At 31.4% G+C, this 18,871-nt stretch carries 17 protein-coding genes; 5 read left to right on the top strand and 12 right to left on the bottom strand.

Translation table 11 applies throughout. The features are described from left to right. Nucleotides 1–11: 11 nt before the first annotated feature. The 7 genes from V6251_RS00395 to V6251_RS00365 form a co-directional block, all read right to left on the bottom strand. Nucleotides 12–203: a hypothetical protein gene (locus V6251_RS00395; RefSeq protein ID WP_341586490.1), complete on the bottom strand. Its 192-nt coding sequence runs from the start codon at nt 201–203 to the stop codon at nt 12–14. Further along, on the bottom strand, nt 203–994 hold the full coding sequence (locus V6251_RS00390) for a (Fe-S)-binding protein (RefSeq protein WP_341586489.1): 792 nt from the start codon (nt 992–994) through the stop codon (nt 203–205). The genes V6251_RS00395 and V6251_RS00390 overlap by 1 nt, the downstream gene beginning before the upstream one ends. An 8-nt stretch (nt 995–1,002) precedes the next feature. Beyond that, nucleotides 1,003–1,320, bottom strand: a complete 318-nt coding sequence (locus V6251_RS00385; RefSeq protein WP_341586488.1) for a hypothetical protein — start codon at nt 1,318–1,320, stop codon at nt 1,003–1,005. Continuing rightward, complete coding sequence (locus tag V6251_RS00380; protein WP_341586487.1) at nt 1,321–1,512, bottom strand: hypothetical protein; 192 nt, start codon at nt 1,510–1,512, stop codon at nt 1,321–1,323. It lies immediately after the preceding gene. Nucleotides 1,513–1,619: 107 nt separating this feature from the next. After that, complete coding sequence (locus V6251_RS00375; RefSeq protein ID WP_341586486.1) at nt 1,620–2,933, bottom strand: (Fe-S)-binding protein; 1,314 nt, start codon at nt 2,931–2,933, stop codon at nt 1,620–1,622. Nucleotides 2,934–2,963: 30 nt separating this feature from the next. Beyond that, on the bottom strand, nt 2,964–3,911 hold the full coding sequence (locus tag V6251_RS00370) for an MlaD family protein (protein ID WP_341586485.1): 948 nt from the start codon (nt 3,909–3,911) through the stop codon (nt 2,964–2,966). A 54-nt stretch (nt 3,912–3,965) separates the two neighbouring features. Further along, nucleotides 3,966–5,078, bottom strand: a complete 1,113-nt coding sequence (locus V6251_RS00365) for an N-acetylmuramoyl-L-alanine amidase family protein (protein ID WP_341586484.1) — start codon at nt 5,076–5,078, stop codon at nt 3,966–3,968. A gap of 87 nt (nt 5,079–5,165) precedes the next feature. Between V6251_RS00365 and V6251_RS00360 the strand changes: the two genes are divergently transcribed. Further along, nucleotides 5,166–7,940: a putative LPS assembly protein LptD gene (locus V6251_RS00360; protein WP_341586483.1), complete on the top strand. Its 2,775-nt coding sequence runs from the start codon at nt 5,166–5,168 to the stop codon at nt 7,938–7,940. Between the two features lie 34 nt (nt 7,941–7,974). Beyond that, nucleotides 7,975–8,355 carry a RidA family protein gene (locus V6251_RS00355; RefSeq protein WP_341586482.1) on the top strand — a complete coding sequence of 127 codons (381 nt, stop codon included), beginning with the start codon at nt 7,975–7,977 and terminating at the stop codon, nt 8,353–8,355. Here the strand turns inward: V6251_RS00355 and V6251_RS00350 are convergent. From V6251_RS00350 to V6251_RS00330, 5 genes are all read right to left on the bottom strand, one after another. After that, nucleotides 8,348–8,710 carry a methylglyoxal synthase gene (locus tag V6251_RS00350; RefSeq protein ID WP_341586481.1) on the bottom strand — a complete coding sequence of 121 codons (363 nt, stop codon included), beginning with the start codon at nt 8,708–8,710 and terminating at the stop codon, nt 8,348–8,350. The two genes, V6251_RS00355 and V6251_RS00350, sit on opposite strands and share 8 nt — an antisense overlap. Continuing rightward, nucleotides 8,711–9,574: an N-acetylglucosamine kinase gene (locus V6251_RS00345; protein ID WP_341586480.1), complete on the bottom strand. Its 864-nt coding sequence runs from the start codon at nt 9,572–9,574 to the stop codon at nt 8,711–8,713. It lies immediately after the preceding gene. Nucleotides 9,575–9,668: 94 nt separating this feature from the next. Continuing rightward, nucleotides 9,669–10,670: a type I glyceraldehyde-3-phosphate dehydrogenase gene (gene gap, locus V6251_RS00340; protein WP_341586479.1), complete on the bottom strand. Its 1,002-nt coding sequence runs from the start codon at nt 10,668–10,670 to the stop codon at nt 9,669–9,671. A gap of 30 nt (nt 10,671–10,700) precedes the next feature. Next, on the bottom strand, nt 10,701–11,687 hold the full coding sequence (gene pfkA / locus V6251_RS00335) for a 6-phosphofructokinase (RefSeq protein ID WP_341586478.1): 987 nt from the start codon (nt 11,685–11,687) through the stop codon (nt 10,701–10,703). Between the two features lie 157 nt (nt 11,688–11,844). Next, nucleotides 11,845–16,254 carry a translocation/assembly module TamB domain-containing protein gene (locus V6251_RS00330; RefSeq protein WP_341586477.1) on the bottom strand — a complete coding sequence of 1,470 codons (4,410 nt, stop codon included), beginning with the start codon at nt 16,252–16,254 and terminating at the stop codon, nt 11,845–11,847. Between the two features lie 167 nt (nt 16,255–16,421). Between V6251_RS00330 and tsaD the strand changes: the two genes are divergently transcribed. From tsaD to V6251_RS00315, 3 genes are all read left to right on the top strand, one after another. Further along, nucleotides 16,422–17,444, top strand: a complete 1,023-nt coding sequence (gene tsaD / locus V6251_RS00325) for a tRNA (adenosine(37)-N6)-threonylcarbamoyltransferase complex transferase subunit TsaD (RefSeq protein WP_341586476.1) — start codon at nt 16,422–16,424, stop codon at nt 17,442–17,444. 85 nt (nt 17,445–17,529) lie between these two features. After that, nucleotides 17,530–18,159, top strand: coding sequence for a peptidylprolyl isomerase (locus tag V6251_RS00320; RefSeq protein WP_145001613.1), 630 nt, complete (start codon nt 17,530–17,532; stop codon nt 18,157–18,159). A gap of 5 nt (nt 18,160–18,164) precedes the next feature. Next, nucleotides 18,165–18,869, top strand: a complete 705-nt coding sequence (locus V6251_RS00315; RefSeq protein ID WP_341586475.1) for a 16S rRNA (uracil(1498)-N(3))-methyltransferase — start codon at nt 18,165–18,167, stop codon at nt 18,867–18,869. Nucleotides 18,870–18,871 lie beyond the last annotated feature (2 nt).

The following is an 18,871-nucleotide window of genomic DNA, read 5'->3' as shown; positions in this document are numbered from 1 at the left end:
GCGACTAAATACTACTTTTCATTTAATTTCTTTTTTTCTGTTCTGTAAGACATGTAGCCATTAAACAAAGCGAATAACACAAAATGAATTATAAATTTTAAAACCGAAAATGGCACCTCTTTATAATAATCCCATCCAGCCATTAATAAGGCAAACACTATTCCTGAGATTAAACCTGTAAGTACAAATTTTTTGATATCCATTATAGGTTCTGTGCGTTAGCAATTAGCTCGGCAATATCCATAACCTTAATTGTGTTTTCTTTTTCTTTAACTTTTACACCATCTGACATCATGGTCATACAGTAAGGACAACCCGTTGCAATAATATCTGGATTAGTCTCTAAAGCATCTTCTGTTCTTAACTCATTAATATCTTTGTCTCCTTTTTCTGGTTCTTTAAACATTTGCGCACCTCCTGCACCACAACATAATGCTGTAGATTTGTTACGTTTCATCTCGATTAAATTTGCATTTAATACAGATAACACGTCTCTTGGTGCTAAATATTCTGAATTTGCACGACCTAAATAACATGGATCGTGAAATGTAATACGCTTACCATTAAAGTTGCTATTCTCTATTTGAATGATTTTATTGTCTATTAATTGTTTGATAAACTGTGTGTGGTGTAACACCTCGTAATTACCTCCTAATTCTGGATATTCGTTTTTTAAACAATTAAATGAATGTGGATCGCAGGTTACAATACGTTTTACGTTATATGAGTTAAGTAACTCAATATTCATCATGGCTTGCATTTGAAACAAAAACTCGTTTCCTGCACGTTTTGCTATATCACCTGTTGAGCTCTCTTCTGTACCTAAAACTGCAAAATTTACTTTTGCTTTGTTTAATATTTTTACAAAAGCTTTGGTGATTTTTTTAGCTCTGTCGTCATAACTTCCTGCTGATCCAACCCAGAATAAAATATCTGGAGTTTTACCTTGGCTCATCATTTCTGCCATAGTTGGCACTATAAGTTGTTCGCTCATAATCTGTTTTATTTAATTGCTGAAAAATCGGTTTTAGCTAATCTTATATAAATGGATAAAATCTTAACTCCGTTTTCCTTTTTATTTTTTGGATCGTTTTGCTCTAAGCTTGCTAACTTTAGTGCTTGTAACCCTAATTGTTTTGTTTGTTTGTCTGTACAATAGTCGCATAATACTTTTTTAAGTTTTATGTCTTGTACTGCTCCAGACTTGTATTTTATTTGTGTTATAATTTTAAATTGAAGTGAATCTTTTTTATAATCCTGTGCGTTTAGTTGTGTTAAACTAAAACTACTGATTAGTAATATTAAAATTCTATACTTCAATTATATACGTTGTGTTTTTTTATATGTTACTATTAAACCAACACCTATCCCTAAAAGCATTCCTGATATTAATCCACCTAAAAAACCAACCTTATATTTATCTAAAATTAAGAATGATAACACACCTAAAGTTGTAGCTATAATGCCAACTATTAGTCTTGTTTTTGATGGTATTTTTAATATAAAACTCATGTTGTGTTTTGCGTTAGCGATAGTAATGACATCCTTTTTTTGCTGCCGTATATGGCAAAAAAAGATATAATGGATAGCGCGACCCTTGTGGTAACGCCCAAATTATACTACTCGTCTTTCCAGTTTAAACGGTCCATTTGGTTGTAAGGCCAAGGTGCACCATTGTTTTCTATATTGGTCATCATGTTATTTAACTCGGTTGGTGCAGCACTTTGCTCCATTACTAAATATTGACGCATTTCCATGATAATGTTTAATGGATCAATACTAACTGGACAAGCCTCTACACAGGCGTTACAACTTGTACATGCCCAAAGCTCTTCGGTTGTAATATAGTCGCCTAATAATTGTTTACCATCGTCTACAAACGTCCCTTTATTGGCATCTATATTTTTTCCTACTTCTTCCAGACGGTCTCTGGTATCCATCATTATTTTACGTGGTGATAGCTTTTTACCTGTTAGGTTTGCTGGACACTCACTTGTACAACGTCCACATTCTGTACACGTGTAGGCATTTAAAAGGTTTACCCATGATAAATCTTGTACGTCACTTGCTCCAAATTTTTCTGGCATTGCTGCTTCTGTACCTTCTGCAGGTGCTGCAAATGGATCTACGTTTGGATCCATCATTAACTTAACCTCTTTAGTTACTGTTGCATTGTTTTTAAATTGTCCTTTTGGTGTAAGCTTACCATAATATGTGTTTGGAAATGCCAAAAGGATATGTAAATGTTTAGAAAAATATAGGTAGTTTAAAAATACTAAAATTCCTACTATGTGAATCCACCATGCTGCACGCTCTATGGTGTGTAATGCTGCTTCTGATAATCCACTAAATAATGGTGCTATAAATTGACTGATTACGTTACCTGAATTATAGTCTTGAAAGACTGTGTCTGTTGCATTCATTACTAAAAATAGACACATTAATACGACTTCAAAATACAATATAATATTACCATCAGATTTAGGCCAACCCTTCATCTCTGACTTCATGAAACGTTTTAGTTTAATAACGTTACGTCGCGTCCAAAAGATGATAACTGCTACTAATACTAGTACTGCCAATATCTCAAAACTTCCTATTAAAAAACCATAAAGCGCTTCTGGAAGTAAGCTATGACCAATCCTATGTGTACCAAATAAACCGTCGATTATGATTTCTAAAACTTCTATGTTTATTATCACAAATCCTACGTAAACAATGACATGTAAAAATCCAGAAATAGGACGTTTAACCATTTTGCTTTGTCCTAAAGCAATGTATGCCATGTTTTTCCAACGTTGCGATTTATTGTCTGATACGTCAACGTCTTTACCTAGTTTTATGTTTCTGACTAATTTTTTTACATTGTTTGCAAAGTAGCCAATACCTGCAAAAAGTATTATTGCAAAAATTATGTTAGGTATGTATTCCATATAGTTAGTTTAGTTAGTTTTAATTTTGGTTTAATCTTTAAGCTCGTTTCCTTCTGCGTCATATTGTTTTGGTTTTTTACCAAATAATGAGAAGTGCACGTAACGTTTAGGGTTTAGTTTCATGTCCTCTAAAAGTTGCTCCATTTGTAATGCTGCGCCTTCTAGGTTTGTATACAAGCCATCGTCTTTAAGTAGTTTACCAAGTGATCCTTCTCCGTTTTTAACGTTAGCCATCATGGTATTTACGCTAGCTAAGGTTGCTTGCAAATCTTCAACTGTTTTTGCTATATCTACTTGGTTTAACTTTTGACTCATCTTGTTTAGGTTGCCACTAGTTTGATTAAAGTTATCCACCATTGTAGTTATGTTTTCGTCATTTTTTTTAACTACAGAGTTAATCGAATACGCTAATCCTTTGTAAGATTTTAAGGTTGCATTTAACTCGGCTAACGTATTTTGTAATCCATTTTCAGATTTGTCTGCAATTAGACCATTAAGATTACCCATTAAAGTGTCTACCGTTTTTAACGTTCCGTCAAGGTTAGTGCTTAATTGAGAGAAATCACTGGTAAGGCTAGTTACTAAACCTTCCTCTACGTCTGACTGGATTAAATCGCCATCTTTAGCCATTTGATTGTCATCTGCAGGTTTTATTGCTAGTGCATTTCCACCCATTAATCCTGTTTGGTACATGCTAATTTTACTGTTTTTAGAAAACTGTAATTGTTTGTCTACCGAGAAAGCGACTCTTGTTTTACCGGTTTCAAAATCATATTTAATTTCTTTAACCTTACCTACCGTATTCCCTTTTATGGTTACTGGAGCAGATACTGCTAATGAGTTATAATCAAACTCTGTATAATACGTATTGTTAGAATCAAATATATTATTCCCTTTTAGATAACTAAATCCAAAAATGAAAAATATTATTCCAAGAATAACTAATATGGCTGTTTTAACTTCTAGTGATAGTTTCAAGATATGAAATTTAGATTGGTAACAAAATTAGAAAATAAATATAAAAGAATGGGTCTAATTAGCCTCGGTTTTTAATGCTTCAGACAGTTTGATTTGTTTACCATCTTTAAAAGCAACAATATAAGCGTCCTTATAACCTTTATTTTTAGCTTCTATTTGTAATTTTTGAATCTTATTATAGTCCGATGTATAACCGTAATAATATTTATAAAGACCACCTGATTTTTCTCTAGAAATATCTTGTAATCCTTTAAAATTATAGGCTTTAGGCTCTAAAGATTTTGAGCTTGCTGCTATTTGAATTTTAAAAACGGTGTTTTTAATAGTATTTTCTTCTATAGAAATTGTATCAGCAATAGGTGCTTCCATTACAATACTGCCTACATTTTTATCAATTTCGGTTTTATAATCCAAAATTGCATCAGATATAGACTTAGATAATTCTTTTTGACCCTTTGTAGAATTTAAATAAGCACCTTCCGCTGTATTAGTAATAAAACCAGTCTCCACCAATACACTTGGCATAACCGTTTGATGTAAAACAATAAATCCAGCTTGCTTTACACCTCTGTTTTTTCTTTTCAATTTATTAGTGAAAGAACTTTGAATTAAAGAGGCCAATTTTATACTTTGATCTAAATATTCTTCTTGCATTAATGATAGCCCAATAAAAGATTCTGGTGAGTTTGGATCAAAACCATTATAGTTTTCTTTATAATTTTCTTCTAAGTAAACTACTTCGTTTTCTGCTTTAGCGACTTCAAAATTTGTTTTATTACGATGTATTCCTAAAACATAAGTTTCGGATCCTGAAGCTTGCGTATTATGAGCATTACAATGTATGGATACAAAAAGGTCTGCATTGGCATCATTAGCTATCTTTCCTCTTTTAAATAAATCTACAAAGACATCCGTTTTTCTTGTATACACCACTTTAATGTCAGGATTTTTTTCTAAGATTTTCCCAACACTTAATACAATATTTAAGGCAATATCTTTTTCTTTCAAACCTGTTTTAGCATGTTTTCCTGGATCTTTACCTCCATGTCCAGCATCTAAAACAACAATAAACTTACCATTACTACCTTGTGCAAGACTAGTTTGAAAGCTATTAAATGTTAATACTATTATAAAGGATACTATAAGTTTAAAAATGTTCGTTTGCATAGATGTTATAACCAATTTATTTTGCGTTTAGTATGATTTATAAATTTTAACGAATATTAAAACATTCACAAAAAAATATATGTAGTTTTGTCAATTCAAATACCAAGCCATACTTTTACAAAAATACATTTAAAAGCGTTGCGTACACATAGTCTTAACATACTTTTTACTTTGAGTTTTACAGTGTTTATTAACACTCTAGGCTTTGCGCAAGGAGAAATCCCTAAAAAGGGCGTTGATTTACCTGCAGTAAAAACAACCGAATTACAAGTCAATACAATAATTGACACTACAAAAACTGACAAAGATATTCCTTTACTGTCAGAAAAAGGTAATGATAGCACTACCGTAGACTCCATAAAAGTCAAACCTTTATTATCTAGCACAGTATCCTATAAAGCTACGGATTACATGTCTTATAAGAAAAAGGAATCCAAAATGCATCTTTATAATGAAGCTGAAGTGCTTTATGAAGATATGGAAGTTACTGCTGGTCATATTATTTTAGATTTTAATAAAGATTTAATCTATGCCAAAGGTATTATTGACGATTCTACTAAACTTTACAAACAGCGACCTGTATTTAAACAAGGCGAAAATGTAATAGAACCAGATTCTATTGTATTTAATACGGTTACTAAACAAGGATTAATATATAACTCTGTTACCGAGCAAAATGGTGGTACATTAATAACAGAAACTACTAAAAAAGTAAATGACTCGGTTTATTATTTAAAAAATGCAAAATTTACAACTGCTGAAGATTTAGAAGATCCAGAATACTACTTTTTAATAAGAACAGGTAAATTAGTGCCTGGTAGTAAAGTTATTACTGGACTAACAAACTTATTTATTTATGATGTACCAACACCTATAGGATTACCTTTTGCCTTTTTTCCTTTAACCAAAAAGCAAACGTCAGGAGTTATTTTTCCAAGTTTTGGAGAGGATGGTAATCGTGGGTATTTTTTGCAAAATGGTGGTTACTACTTTGCTATTAGCGATTATTTTGATTTAGCCTTATTAGGAGATTATTATACCAATGGTAGTTACGGTTTAAGGGTAGAAAACAAATATGCACGACGTTATAAATTTAGAGGTAACCTAGCTTTTAGATATGAAAACTTAATTACAAGTGAACGTGGTTTTCCGGATTATGCAAAAACAACTATTTATAACTTACGTTGGTCACATCAACAAGATGCTAAAGCTAATCCAAATGCTAGATTCTCGGCTAACGTTAACTTAGGTAGTCAAAATTACTACCAACAATCTATCAACCAAATCAACTTACCTAGTACACAAAATAATACGTTAGCGTCTTCTATTGCTTATTCTAAAACATTTCTGGGTGAGCCTCAGGTTAATATAAATTTGACTGCATCGCATTCTCAAAACACGCAAACAGGAGCTATTAACATGACTTTACCAACCTTTCAAGGTAGTGTTGGTCGTATTTTCCCATTTGCACCTAAAGAAGGTACAAAAAAAGGGATGTTAGAAAATATAAACGTCCAATACAATTTAAGAGCAGAAAATAGAATTACTACTACAGACGAATTTTTCTTTAAAAGTGAAATGTTTGATGATGCTAAAATAGGTGCACAACACACTATACCGTTATCGACTAACTTTAAAGTTTTTAAATATTTTAGTATGAGTGCTAGTGCAAACTTTAACGAAGTTTGGACTTTAAACACTGTTAACAAATATTATGATGCTGATGAGGAAGAAATTGTAACAGAAGATATTAATGGCTTTGATAGCTTTAGAACTTATAATTTTTCTACAAGTTTAGGAACAACGATTTATGGTATGTTTAACTTTGATAAGAAAAAACAAGGTAAAAAACTACAAGCAATTAGACACGTAATAAGACCATCTATTAGTTATAATATTAATCCTGCATTTGATAATTATTATGATACAGTAGAAGTTATAGATGCTGATGGTACTACACAATCAGAATATACTCGTTTTGAAAACAATCTTTTTGGTACACCTAATAACAACTACTCTAGTTCTATTGGAATTGGAGTTTCAAATAATTTTGAAGCTAAGGTGCGTGACAAGGACTCCACAGTGGTTGAACCTAAAAAGATAATACTACTAAACAACTTAAACTTTTCAACATCTTACAATGTTGCTGGTGACTCTTTAAACTGGAGTCCAATTAGAGTGACAGGAGGTACACAATTGTTTAATAATAAAATGAATATAAACTTTGGTGCTACTTTAGACCCTTATGCCTTAGACAATAATAATGTTAGAATCAATACTTATAACATTGACAATAACGGAAGTTTATTTAGAATGACAAGTGCTAACCTAACCATGGGTTATTCTTTTGATAGTAAAGGATTAAGTGCTTCTAGAGATGAAAATGAAAATTCTAGAAACGAACGTCTTTTAAGTGGTGGTCGTGATGATGATTTATTTGGTGTCTCGCAGGATTTTGCGGACTCTAGATTTTTAGATGATGATAAAGATGAAGACAAGGATGAAGAACCAAGTGAGCTTTACAACTATGGAATTCCTTGGAATTTTAGATTAGCCTATGCCATAAACTACTCCAATAATGCACGACAAAACGAAATTTCATCACACTCGTTAATGTTCTCTGGAGACTTAGATATTGCACCACGATGGTCCATTGGAGGATCATCAAGTTATGATTTTAAAAACAAAGGCTTTGGTTTAACTCAATTGCGTTTTCAAAGAGATCTTTTAAGTTGGAGAATGAATTTTACTTGGGTTCCTTTTGGTACTTATAACCGTTGGAATTTCTTTATAGGAATCAAGTCTAGTATATTACAAGATTTAAAATACGAGCAACGTCGTAAACCTGATGAAGGTTTATAAACTAACTTTAAGCTAATACAACACACTTACTTTTATGAAAAAGATAATTTCTACATCAAAAGCACCTGCTCCAATTGGACCTTACAATCAAGCAGTTTTAAGTGGCAATACCTTATACACTTCAGGGCAAATAGCTTTGCATCCTGAGACTGGAGAGCTTGTCATGGATGATATTAAAATTGAAACAAAACAAGTCATGGAGAATATGAAAGCAGTATTAGAAGCTGCAGACATGACTTTTGAACACGTTATAAAAACGTCAATATTTATAAGTGATATGCATAACTTTGCACAAATAAATGAAGTTTATGGTACTTATTTTAAAGATGAAACTGCTCCTGCAAGAGAAACAGTAGAAGTTGCTAACCTACCTAAGTTTGTTAACGTAGAAATTAGTATGATTGCTGTTAAATAGCTTTAATTAAAAGCTCTGCAGTTGCTAAGTTTGTAGCTAAAGGCACATCATGTACATCACAAAGACGCATTAACATTAATACATCAGGCTCATGTGGATGTTTTTCTAGAGGATCTCTAAAAAACAATACCATATGGCATTTACCCTCTGCTACTCTAGCTGCTATTTGTGCGTCTCCACCCATTGGTCCAGACAACATTCTTAATACTTCAAAACCTGCTTTTTTAACTTTTTTACCAGTAGTACCTGTAGATATTAAAGAGATTTCTTTTTGAAGTAATTTGTCTTTATGCTCATTTAAAAACTGAACCATTTCAGCTTTTTTACCATCGTGTGCAATTATAGCTATCTCCATTTATTTAATATTATTGGTATGAAAGGCAACTAAACCTTCAATTGGCCTTCTTTCAAAATTTCCTACTTTAAAATTTAGCTCGTCAGCGACTGCTTTAATTTCCTTTTGACAGAAAAACGCTATAGACCCAGCAAAATGTACAGGAACCGTTTTTAATTCTTCTTTATATTGCAAAATCATATTTTTAGCAAAACGTCTTATTCCAGATTTTATTAATTCTACTATATATTTAGAATCTTTATTTAAAATCATAAACTCAGCAAATTGCGCTAAATAGGCATTTGGATTAGGCTGTTTGTATAAATTGTATTTAATATAATCGGCCTCAAGGTTAAACTTATCTGCAAATGCAATTCTGATATCTTCTGGCATATGATTGTAGTAATAATCGCGTAACAACTCTTTACCATAATAGTTTCCTGAAGCGTCATCCATAATGCTATAACCTAATGATTTAACACGTTGGTGTATTTTATTACCATCAAAATAACTACAATTAGATCCTGTCCCTAAAATACAAACCACAGCAGCTTCTGATGGATTGTTAATAGTTGCATAAACTGCAGCCATAGTATCCTCGTCCACTAAAACATCTGCATTTGGAAAAAACTCTTGCAGAATAACTTTTAACATTAGTCTTGGTTTTTCTGTACCACAACCAGCTCCATAAAAAAAGACATGTGTTACAACCTCTTGGTTATCCTTTAATGCAGGACTTTTTTTTAAGATTTTTTTTATTTTCTTTTCGCTTAGTATTGCAGGATTTAAACCTTTAGTACGAATTTTTTCTAATAATTGGTTTCCGTTTTTATCAACTGCTATCCAATCACATTTTGTAGAGCCACTATCAACAACTAAAATCATATTTTGAAATATTTATGGTAAGATAAAAAAAAGCACAGTAAAAAAGATTAATAAAATCTATTTACTGTGCTTAAATTACATAATGTTACACGTATTATAGTGTATTAATTTTTTGAGCTAAGTCAACTAATTTATTAGAATATCCAAACTCATTATCATACCATGATACTAATTTGAAAAACTTAGAGTTTAACTCAATTGCAGAGTCTGCATCAAAAACACTTGTTTGCACTTCGCTAACAAAATCTTGAGATACTACTGCATCTTCAGTATACCCTAAAACACCTTTCATTGCGCCTTCCGAAGCTTTTTTCATAGCAGCTTTAATGTCTTCTAAAGATGTATCTTTTTTAGTTCTAACCGTTAAATCTACTACAGATACATCAACTGTTGGTACTCTAAAAGCCATACCAGTTAATTTACCATCTAACTCTGGAATTACTTTCCCTACTGCTTTTGCAGCTCCTGTAGATGTTGGAATAATATTATTTAATGCACTACGACCTAAACGGTAATTTTTACGTGAAGGTGCATCCACAGTAAATTGTGTAGACGTTGCTGCGTGAATTGTAGTCATTAAAGCTTCTTCTATTCCAAAGTTATCTTCAATTACTTTAGCGATTGGCGCTAAACAGTTAGTTGTACAAGACGCGTTAGACACGATTGTATCTGCTGCAGTTAATTTATCGTCATTTACACCCATAACAAACATTGGTGCATCTTTACTTGGTGCAGAGATTACTACTTTTTTAGCACCACCTTCAATATGGTAGTTAGCTGTTTCTAAAGTTGTAAAAATACCTGTACATTCTGCAACTACATCTGCTCCTGCTTGATCCCATTTTAAGTTTTTTGGATCTTTTTCTGCTGTAATACGAATCGTTTTTCCGTCAACAACAAGGTTTCCGTCTTTTACTTCGATAGTACCATCAAATCTTCCGTGTACAGAATCGTATTGTAATAAGTAAGCCAAATGATCTACATCTAATAAATCATTAATTGCAACAACCTCTACGTCATTACGCTTTACTGTCGCTCTAAAAACGATACGACCAATTCTACCAAATCCGTTAATTCCTAATTTTAATGTTGACATATTATTTTTTTTATTTGTAATCAGTTTATATTATGTGGTCATGATATCTGACACACGTATCAATTCTTCGTTAATTTTTGATTTTCCTTTTACAGCTTGTTCTAAAGGTGTTAATTGTATGGTATCGCTTAATAATCCAACCATATAATTAGACTTACCTTCCAGAAGACTTTCTACAGCTTTTACACCCATTCTACTTGCTAAAACACGATCAAAACATGATGGAGATCCACCACGTTGCATGTGACCTAATACAGATACACGCACTTCGTATTCTGTCATATTTTCTTCGACGTAATCTTTTAGTTCAAAAACGTTTTTACCAATTTTATCACCTTCAGCTACGACTACAATACTAGATGATTTACCAGATAATTTACTACGTCTTAAAGACTCTAACAATCTATCTAACCCTAAATCTTCTTCAGGGATTAAAATCTCTTCTGCTCCTGCTCCTACACCAACGTTTAATGCGATATGACCAACATCACGACCCATAACTTCAACGAAAAATAATCTGTTATGAGAACTTGCTGTGTCTCTAATCTTATCAATTACTTCTACAACTGTATTTAAAGCGGTATCATAACCTAATGTATGTGATGTACCATAAATATCATTATCTATAGTTCCTGGTATTCCCATTACTGGGAAATCAAATTCTTGATTAAAAATTAATGCTCCTGTAAAAGTACCATCTCCACCAATAACGACTAAGCCATCAATGTTTGCTTCTTTTAATGCATTGTAAGCTTTTTGACGTCCTTCTTTAGTACGAAACTCTTTAGATCTTGCAGATTTTAAAACAGTACCACCTTTGTTAATAATACCCTTTACGTTACGTGCTGTTAATTCTTTGAAGTCTCCTTCTATCATTCCTTCATAGCCACGATATATTCCTGCACATTCTATGTTATAGTATGCACAAGTTCTGGCTACAGATCGGATGGCTGCATTCATCCCTGGAGCATCTCCTCCAGAAGTCATAACAGCTATTTTTTTTATGGTTTTTGACATGTATTTTTTATTATCAAAGTAAAATTACTAAACAAATATTATAAATGACATCGCTTTTAACAAAATTTTGCAATAAGCGCAAAACTATAACGTTTTCGTTAATAACTTAATAAAATACAGGCTGTTAAATGAAGAAAAATACAGAATTGACAATCTGTTATTCCTCTTCTTTGATAATCATATTTTGAGGAAAGGGAGAATTATTTTCAGATTTTTTTTCTGGAGTTTCGTTCTCCAAAATAACACCTTCGTTATCCTCTTCGTCTACTTTTGAAGGGTTGAAAATTTTTCGCATTAATTCGCCAAAAGTATCAAACGATACACTATAAGATAAACCAACACCTTGTGTGTATCCAATTTCTTCTCCAAAGTTTCTGATACTGTTTTCTCTATTAAATACTTTAGCGGTAAGTGTACCTTCTTCGTTTAATAAAAAGTCTACTTGAACGTCTCCTGCAATAACAGAATCACCTAAACCACCAACAGGAACACCAACTTTACCATTAATTAATACACGATCGGATATTTTGGTTTGCAGTGTTAGACCAACACGGTTGTCTGTTTGGTATTCTGGGTTATTGGTACCAGCTTCAAAATTTACACCAATATCAAATTTACCGTCACCACTAGATAATAAGTTATTAACTAATCCATTTAATCGCTCAGTTAATGTTCCCGTAAAATTAATATCGTTTAATCCACTACTAAACGCTCCTGTGGCAATTAAAAATAAAGCTTGACTTTCTTTTTCTTCATTTGTATCAAGCCTATAATCTAGCTCTGATTTAATAGTCGAACTTGTTGTTGGAAAGTCAAATTGGTAGTTAATTTCTGGTCTTTCTAATCGATCAGATAAAGCTAAAGTAAGCTCTACAGGAATGCTTCTATTAATTGGACTATCTAATAATGGTGATGGATTGGCACGTGTTAAATATTTAGCCTCAATGTTTATTATAGCGTCTAATGGCTTTCCATTCCATGCTAGTGTACTTGTATATGGCTCTACAATAAATTTTTTCTGAATAACACCTCCATAAAAGAAGTTATAAACCCCTTCATATACCACAAAGTCACCATACATATTAAATTTATTATTGGTATTTATTTCAATTAATAAACCACCAACACCACGACCTTTTATTGTACTTCCTGAAGTTTTGTCTATTAAAATTTCTATTTCTGCGTCCTCGGTAACATCTAATTCAAAATTTAAATCTAAACCTGAATCTGTCTCATTTTCTAAAACAACACCTTCTTGTTTAGCTTTTTTTTCTTCTGGACTTAAAAAGTGAATGATTGAATTATCTCCAAAGGATTCGTTATCATTTAAGGGTATTTTAAAGACTGTACCTTTTTTAGTTTCACCAATAACATTGATGCTTAAACTCTCGGTTGGTCCAAAAATTGAGGCTGATCCACCAATAAAACCTGTACCGTAATATAAAGACTCCTCTGTTTCTTTAGTATCTAATACTAATAAACGTTGTGTTTCTAGATTTAAATCTAATTTCCAATTTGAAAAATTAGTATGACTAATACTTCCGTCTAAAACACCTTTTGAGTCTTCTTTTGTATCTGTAATATTTATAGTATTAAATATAAAACTTTGATTTTTTAAAGTAACAGAAGCTTTATCCTGAAAAGCATAATCGACATTTAAATAAGGCACACCTAATCCACCTTTATCTATATTTAATTGTCCGTTAAAATTAGGTTTATCTAAACTACCTACCACTTTAGCTGTTCCAAACACATCTCCTCTGATATCGCTTAAAACGTCTTCTAGGAAAGGGTTTAGTATTTTTAAACTGAATTTATTGAAATCCAAATCCACATCAATATAGGCATCATCTGCAGCAATATTTATATCACCTTTTGCTGTAAATGAATTGGTGTCATCATCCTTAATCTTAGCATCTACAATGTAATTAGATAATGTAGCGTTACCTGTGATTTTAGCATCAAAAGATCCTAAAAAAGTGTCGTTGACTTCTAAATTATCAATGGTTATTGCAGAATTTGGTAAATAGCTTCCGTTTTGTTGTAAAACATCAAGATTACCATTAATATTACCTGCTAAAGTAAGACCATCAAAATCTGGAACAATTTTATTTAAATCGACATCTTTAAAATTTAATTTTATGTCTTTGTAGGTTGAGTCTTTTATAGTTCCGGCTAGTTTAATTTCTTCATTTTCATGATTCATAACTAACTCCTCAATTTTAAAATCTTTAAAATCTCTGTCAAATATTACTTTATTTAACTTGTTTTTTTCTTCATTTACATACCATTTATTACCTTTAAAAGTAACATCACTCTTTTTAAAACCAACCACAGATTGGTTATCTTTATTGATAGTATGATAAAAACTTAAGTTATAAAAATCGTCATTACGTTTACCTCCTTTAAACTCTGATCTCATAAACAAAGTATCATTTAAAGTTACGTTAATTAAGTTAAATTTGGACACGCTGTAGTGCTTGGTGTACACGCTATCAACTTCTACGTAAGTGTTAAATAAAGGGTTATTATTATCCACTTGCACCTCAATTGCATCTGCAAAATAGTCTAACAATTTAATCTTAGGAGATTTAAACGTTAGCTTAAAGGCTTTTTCGTTACTCTCTACACGACCTTTAATAAAGGTGTTTGCGCCTACTTCTACTTCTGGTAAAAAGACTTCAATAATTTTATTATAAATTTTAAAATTAAAGTCAACATATTGATTACCCTTAATTTTATTAGGAACGTAATTGGTGTAAATACTTTTAAGCGAATTTTCAAAAAGTAGGCCTAAGTCATTAAATTTAAAGTTTCCTTTTAATTGTCCTTCGACAATTTCTGGAGAGTTTACTTTTATAAATCGTTCGTTGTCTAAAAACTCTGAACTAATAGCAAAATCCTTGAATGTATAGGTGTCGTTCTCATTTTTATACACTGTATTTTTAAAATTGATACTACCAACTGCATCATCGATATTATTAGCAGTCATTTTCATGTCCACTATACCTTTAAACTCTGATTGTTCGTCTCTGTTATAAAAATTAAGTGCTTTTAAGTTAGCATAATCAACTTTGGCTTCAAAATCAAAGGTTCTGACATTTTTAGATAAATCTGCTAATCCGTTAAACTCTAGTTGTAAATTTTTGTCGTTAGCAACTAATTTACCATTAAACTTACTTTGTTTGTATTGTCCATTAACAACAATACCTTGATAAGTATATTTGTTATAATTTATACTGTAAATGTCCCCTTTTAGTTGAGTTTTTAAATTTTCTTTTTTAAAACCAACACCATCAACATCTACATTTAACGAGGTGTTACCTAATTTGGGATCGTCTAACATTTTACCCAAATTAAACTCGTCCAAAATAATATTACCTTTATAGGATGCGTAATCAATATTATCAATGTTAGACATCTCTAAATTGGAATTTACGTAACCTAAAGAGGTGCTTATCTCTAGATCCGCTTTTATCTTTTGTGTTGTAATATTGGTGTTTCCAACCACCTTAAAGTTTCCTAACTTATCAAATATGGTTGGTATTGATTGTCCTAATACATTAGGTAACAATGCTTTTAAGTCTTTATAATTTGAGGATAAATTTTCAAAATCACCTTGCATAGCAAAGTTATTATCTTCAGCATTAAATAGGTTTTTAAAATTAAGTGTTCCGTAAATTTTAGTGTTTCGACTGGTCTCTAACTTTAAATTTTGAGCAGTTAGATTGTTAAGTGTACCATATAATTTTGTCGAAAAATCCGCTCTTTGGTTTATACCAAACTCATTGTAAAACACATTTAATTCGTCTAATAAAACGCTTCCTTCTGTAAAATTAGCCTCTACTTTAACTTTGTCTTCAAACTCTTTAAAATCTGCTCTGTTATAACTAAATATTAAATCTCCTTGTAGATAAGATTGTGGTGTTTTTAAATTTAAGTCGTCAAAACGCATTTGAGATAATGTATACGAAAAATTAGAGGTTAGATTTTCTAATTTTAAACCACGACTATCTACAAATTGCATGGTATTTATTCTGGTTTTGACATCACTACCATCAATTACAAAATTGGTTCCATTTAAATTTATACCATGAAAATTTAGTATCTGTGGTGTCTCCTTATTATAGTTTATAAAATTAAACGTTCCGTTAGAAATTGTAACATCACTAGAGGATAATAAAAAGGTGCTTTTTTCTGGTCTAGGATTGTCGTCGTCAAATCTAGCAACAAATACATCAAGATTAGTATCTGTTTCGTCCTTATAAGTAACGATATTAAAAATTAAATCTTCTAAATCAATGTCTGCAAAATTTAATTTTCCTTTATATAAATTTTTAAAATTAACTATGGATGTATTTAGCTGGCTTGCACTAATTAATGTATCCTTTTTATAATCTCTAATTAATACGCCTTTAATCTCAACCTCTCCATTAAACTGTAAACCAATCTTTTCTATATTAATATTAGTCTTATATTGGTCATTTACCCAATTAGTGGCAGATTTACCTAGTCGCGTTTGAACTGAAGGAATAGATAAAACTAACACCACAATGACGAATAACAATAGCAAAATAGCTATCAGTTTACCTATTATTTTGAGAATTTTTTTGATATTGCTTTTAAAGTTAAAAATTATACGGAATAACTTACTTTTGTAATTATTATAACAAATGTAATTGAGTTGTTAAACATTTCATCAAAATTAACAATTATTATGCCTAAAAATAACTAATGACTTCACAAAATATTTATATACTCGGAATTGAAAGTTCTTGTGATGATACAGCTGCTTCTGTAATCTTAAACGGAAAAATATTAAGCAACGTTATTGCTAGTCAAAAAATACATGAAGCCTTTGGTGGTGTTGTACCAGAATTAGCCTCAAGAGCGCATCAACAAAATATTGTACCTGTAGTAGATCAAGCTTTAAAGCAAGCAGGAATTACTAAAGACCAACTTAGTGCTATTGCTTTTACAAAAGGCCCAGGGTTAATGGGTAGCCTACTTGTAGGTACATCGTTTGCAAAATCGTTAGCTTTTGGATTAGATATCCCTTTAATTGATGTAAACCATATGCAAGCACATATATTGGCGCATTTTATTGAAGAGGACGGTTTTAAAAAGCCTCCATTTCCATTTTTAGCCATGACTATCTCTGGTGGACACACACAGATTGTAAAAGTCAAACATTACTTTGATATGGAAGTTATTGGAGAAACTATTGATGATGCTGTTGGAGAAGCATTTGATAAAAGTGGTAAAATATTAGGATTAGGATATCCTGCTGGTCCACAAATAGACAAACTTGCAAAACTAGGTAACCCTAAAGCCTTCCCTTTTACTAAACCTAGAGTGGATGGACTTAATTTTAGTTTTTCAGGTTTTAAGACTGCTGTATTGTACTTTATCCAAAAACAAGTTAAACTTAACCCTAATTTTATAGCAGAAAACCTTAACGACATCTGTGCATCTATACAATATACTATAATTGGTATTCTGACAGACAAATTAAAAAAAGCAGTTAAATTAACAGATATTAAACATATTGCCATAGGTGGTGGTGTATCTGCAAATAGCGGAATTAGACAAGCGTTAAAAGATGCCGAAAACAAGCATGGTTGGACAACCTATGTGCCTAAATTTGAATTTACCACAGACAATGCAGCAATGATAGCTATTGTTGGATACCTAAAATTTTTAGATGGTGACTTTGCGGAACAAAATGTTATGGCCAACTCTAGACTTAAAATATAATAACGACAGTACTAAAAGCAATAATTTATCTTCATTTAAACTTTAATTTTGTTTTTTTGTTGAAATTAAAATTCCTTTATAAAAAATGAAAACCCTTATTAAACTTACTATTTGCTTACTAACTGTTTCTATATATGCTCAAAAAGATTTAGAAAAAGAATTAGATACTATTGTAACGGTAGAACAAGCTGAAAAATTTTTGGTAAGTAAAAAATCTAGAAAAAATAAAATTTTAATTTTTAACGAAGAAAAGCACAAAACCAAACTGGCTACAAAATTAATGAACACCAGTGTTGGTGGTACAGAGGTCGTTAAATCGGAGTTTAATACAACACATTACAAAGTTATAGATAAAACAGACGAAAGACATTACCGTATTAGTTATATCTATTTTGATGGTAACACGCTAGATGCGACGCAAATTGTACAATATAAAAATGAAATATTTAAATCTTTTGAAGAAGGTATAAGTTTTGACGATTTAGCAAAGCGTTATTCTATGGATAAAAACGCTAAACGTGGTGGAGATTCTGGATGGCTAAAAGAAGGAAAAATGCCTTTAGAAGTAGAAGAACAAGCTTTTAATTTAGATAATAAACTAGATACCCTTTACACCGTAAGAGTTGAAGAAAGTAATGGTTTTTATATTATTTTAAAAACCGAAAGAATTAAAAAGATTAAGGAAATTAAGGTTTTAAAGGTAATCGCAAAATAAGTGATATGCAATTATTTTACAATCCAGATATAACTCCAGATACTAATCAATTTTCGTTTCCTAAGGACGAGAGTAGACACATTGTTAAAGTTTTACGTAAAAAAACAGGTGACCTACTTAACATTACCAATGGTAGAGGGTATTTATTTGAAGCCGAGTTGACTATTGCAGATCAAAAAAACTGTGTTGTAAATATTTTAAACACCACACATCAAGCGCCTAAAAATTATCAATTACATTTAGCTGTTGCACCAACTAAAATGAATGATCGTTACGAGTGGTTTTTAGAAAAAGCTACAGAAATTGGTATTACCAGCATCACACCAATAATTTGTGATCATAGCGAGAGAAAAGCAGTCAAAATTGAACGTTATGATAAGATAATTCAATCTGCAATGAAACAATCTTTAAGCTGCTACTACCCTATTTTAAATGCGCCAATAACATTTAAAGACTATATTAATCAAGATTTTGATGGAGACACCTATATTGCACATTGCGAGGAAACCGATAAAAAATCTTTAAAATCACAAGTACTTCCTAATAAAAAAATTACCATTTTAATTGGACCTGAAGGCGATTTTTCTGTTAAAGAAATAAAAATGGCGATTCACAATAAATTTATTCCTGTAACTTTGGGAGAAACAAGGTTACGTACAGAGACTGCAGCAATAGTTGCATGTCATAGTATTGCATTTATAAACGAGTAATT

The organism is Olleya sp. Ti.3.14 (assembly GCF_038154885.1).
Classification (GTDB): Bacteria; Bacteroidota; Bacteroidia; order Flavobacteriales; family Flavobacteriaceae; genus Olleya.
This window is presented reverse-complemented; position numbering and strand designations above follow the sequence as displayed.

Bases quoted from the DNA above. Each gene is read 5' to 3' on its own strand.
- V6251_RS00350 (WP_341586481.1), bottom strand. From the start codon at position 8,710: ATGGAGATAGCTATAATTGCACACGATGGTAAAAAAGCTGAAATGGTT.
- tsaD (WP_341586476.1), top strand. From the start codon at position 16,422: ATGACTTCACAAAATATTTATATACTCGGAATTGAAAGTTCTTGTGAT.
- V6251_RS00345 (WP_341586480.1), bottom strand. From the start codon at position 9,574: ATGATTTTAGTTGTTGATAGTGGCTCTACAAAATGTGATTGGATAGCA.
- V6251_RS00365 (WP_341586484.1), bottom strand. From the start codon at position 5,078: ATGCAAACGAACATTTTTAAACTTATAGTATCCTTTATAATAGTATTA.
- V6251_RS00355 (WP_341586482.1), top strand. From the start codon at position 7,975: ATGAAAAAGATAATTTCTACATCAAAAGCACCTGCTCCAATTGGACCT.
- V6251_RS00390 (WP_341586489.1), bottom strand. From the start codon at position 994: ATGAGCGAACAACTTATAGTGCCAACTATGGCAGAAATGATGAGCCAA.
- V6251_RS00395 (WP_341586490.1), bottom strand. From the start codon at position 203: ATGGATATCAAAAAATTTGTACTTACAGGTTTAATCTCAGGAATAGTG.
- V6251_RS00320 (WP_145001613.1), top strand. From the start codon at position 17,530: ATGAAAACCCTTATTAAACTTACTATTTGCTTACTAACTGTTTCTATA.
- gap (WP_341586479.1), bottom strand. From the start codon at position 10,670: ATGTCAACATTAAAATTAGGAATTAACGGATTTGGTAGAATTGGTCGT.
- V6251_RS00380 (WP_341586487.1), bottom strand. From the start codon at position 1,512: ATGAGTTTTATATTAAAAATACCATCAAAAACAAGACTAATAGTTGGC.
- V6251_RS00315 (WP_341586475.1), top strand. From the start codon at position 18,165: ATGCAATTATTTTACAATCCAGATATAACTCCAGATACTAATCAATTT.
- pfkA (WP_341586478.1), bottom strand. From the start codon at position 11,687: ATGTCAAAAACCATAAAAAAAATAGCTGTTATGACTTCTGGAGGAGAT.
- V6251_RS00375 (WP_341586486.1), bottom strand. From the start codon at position 2,933: ATGGAATACATACCTAACATAATTTTTGCAATAATACTTTTTGCAGGT.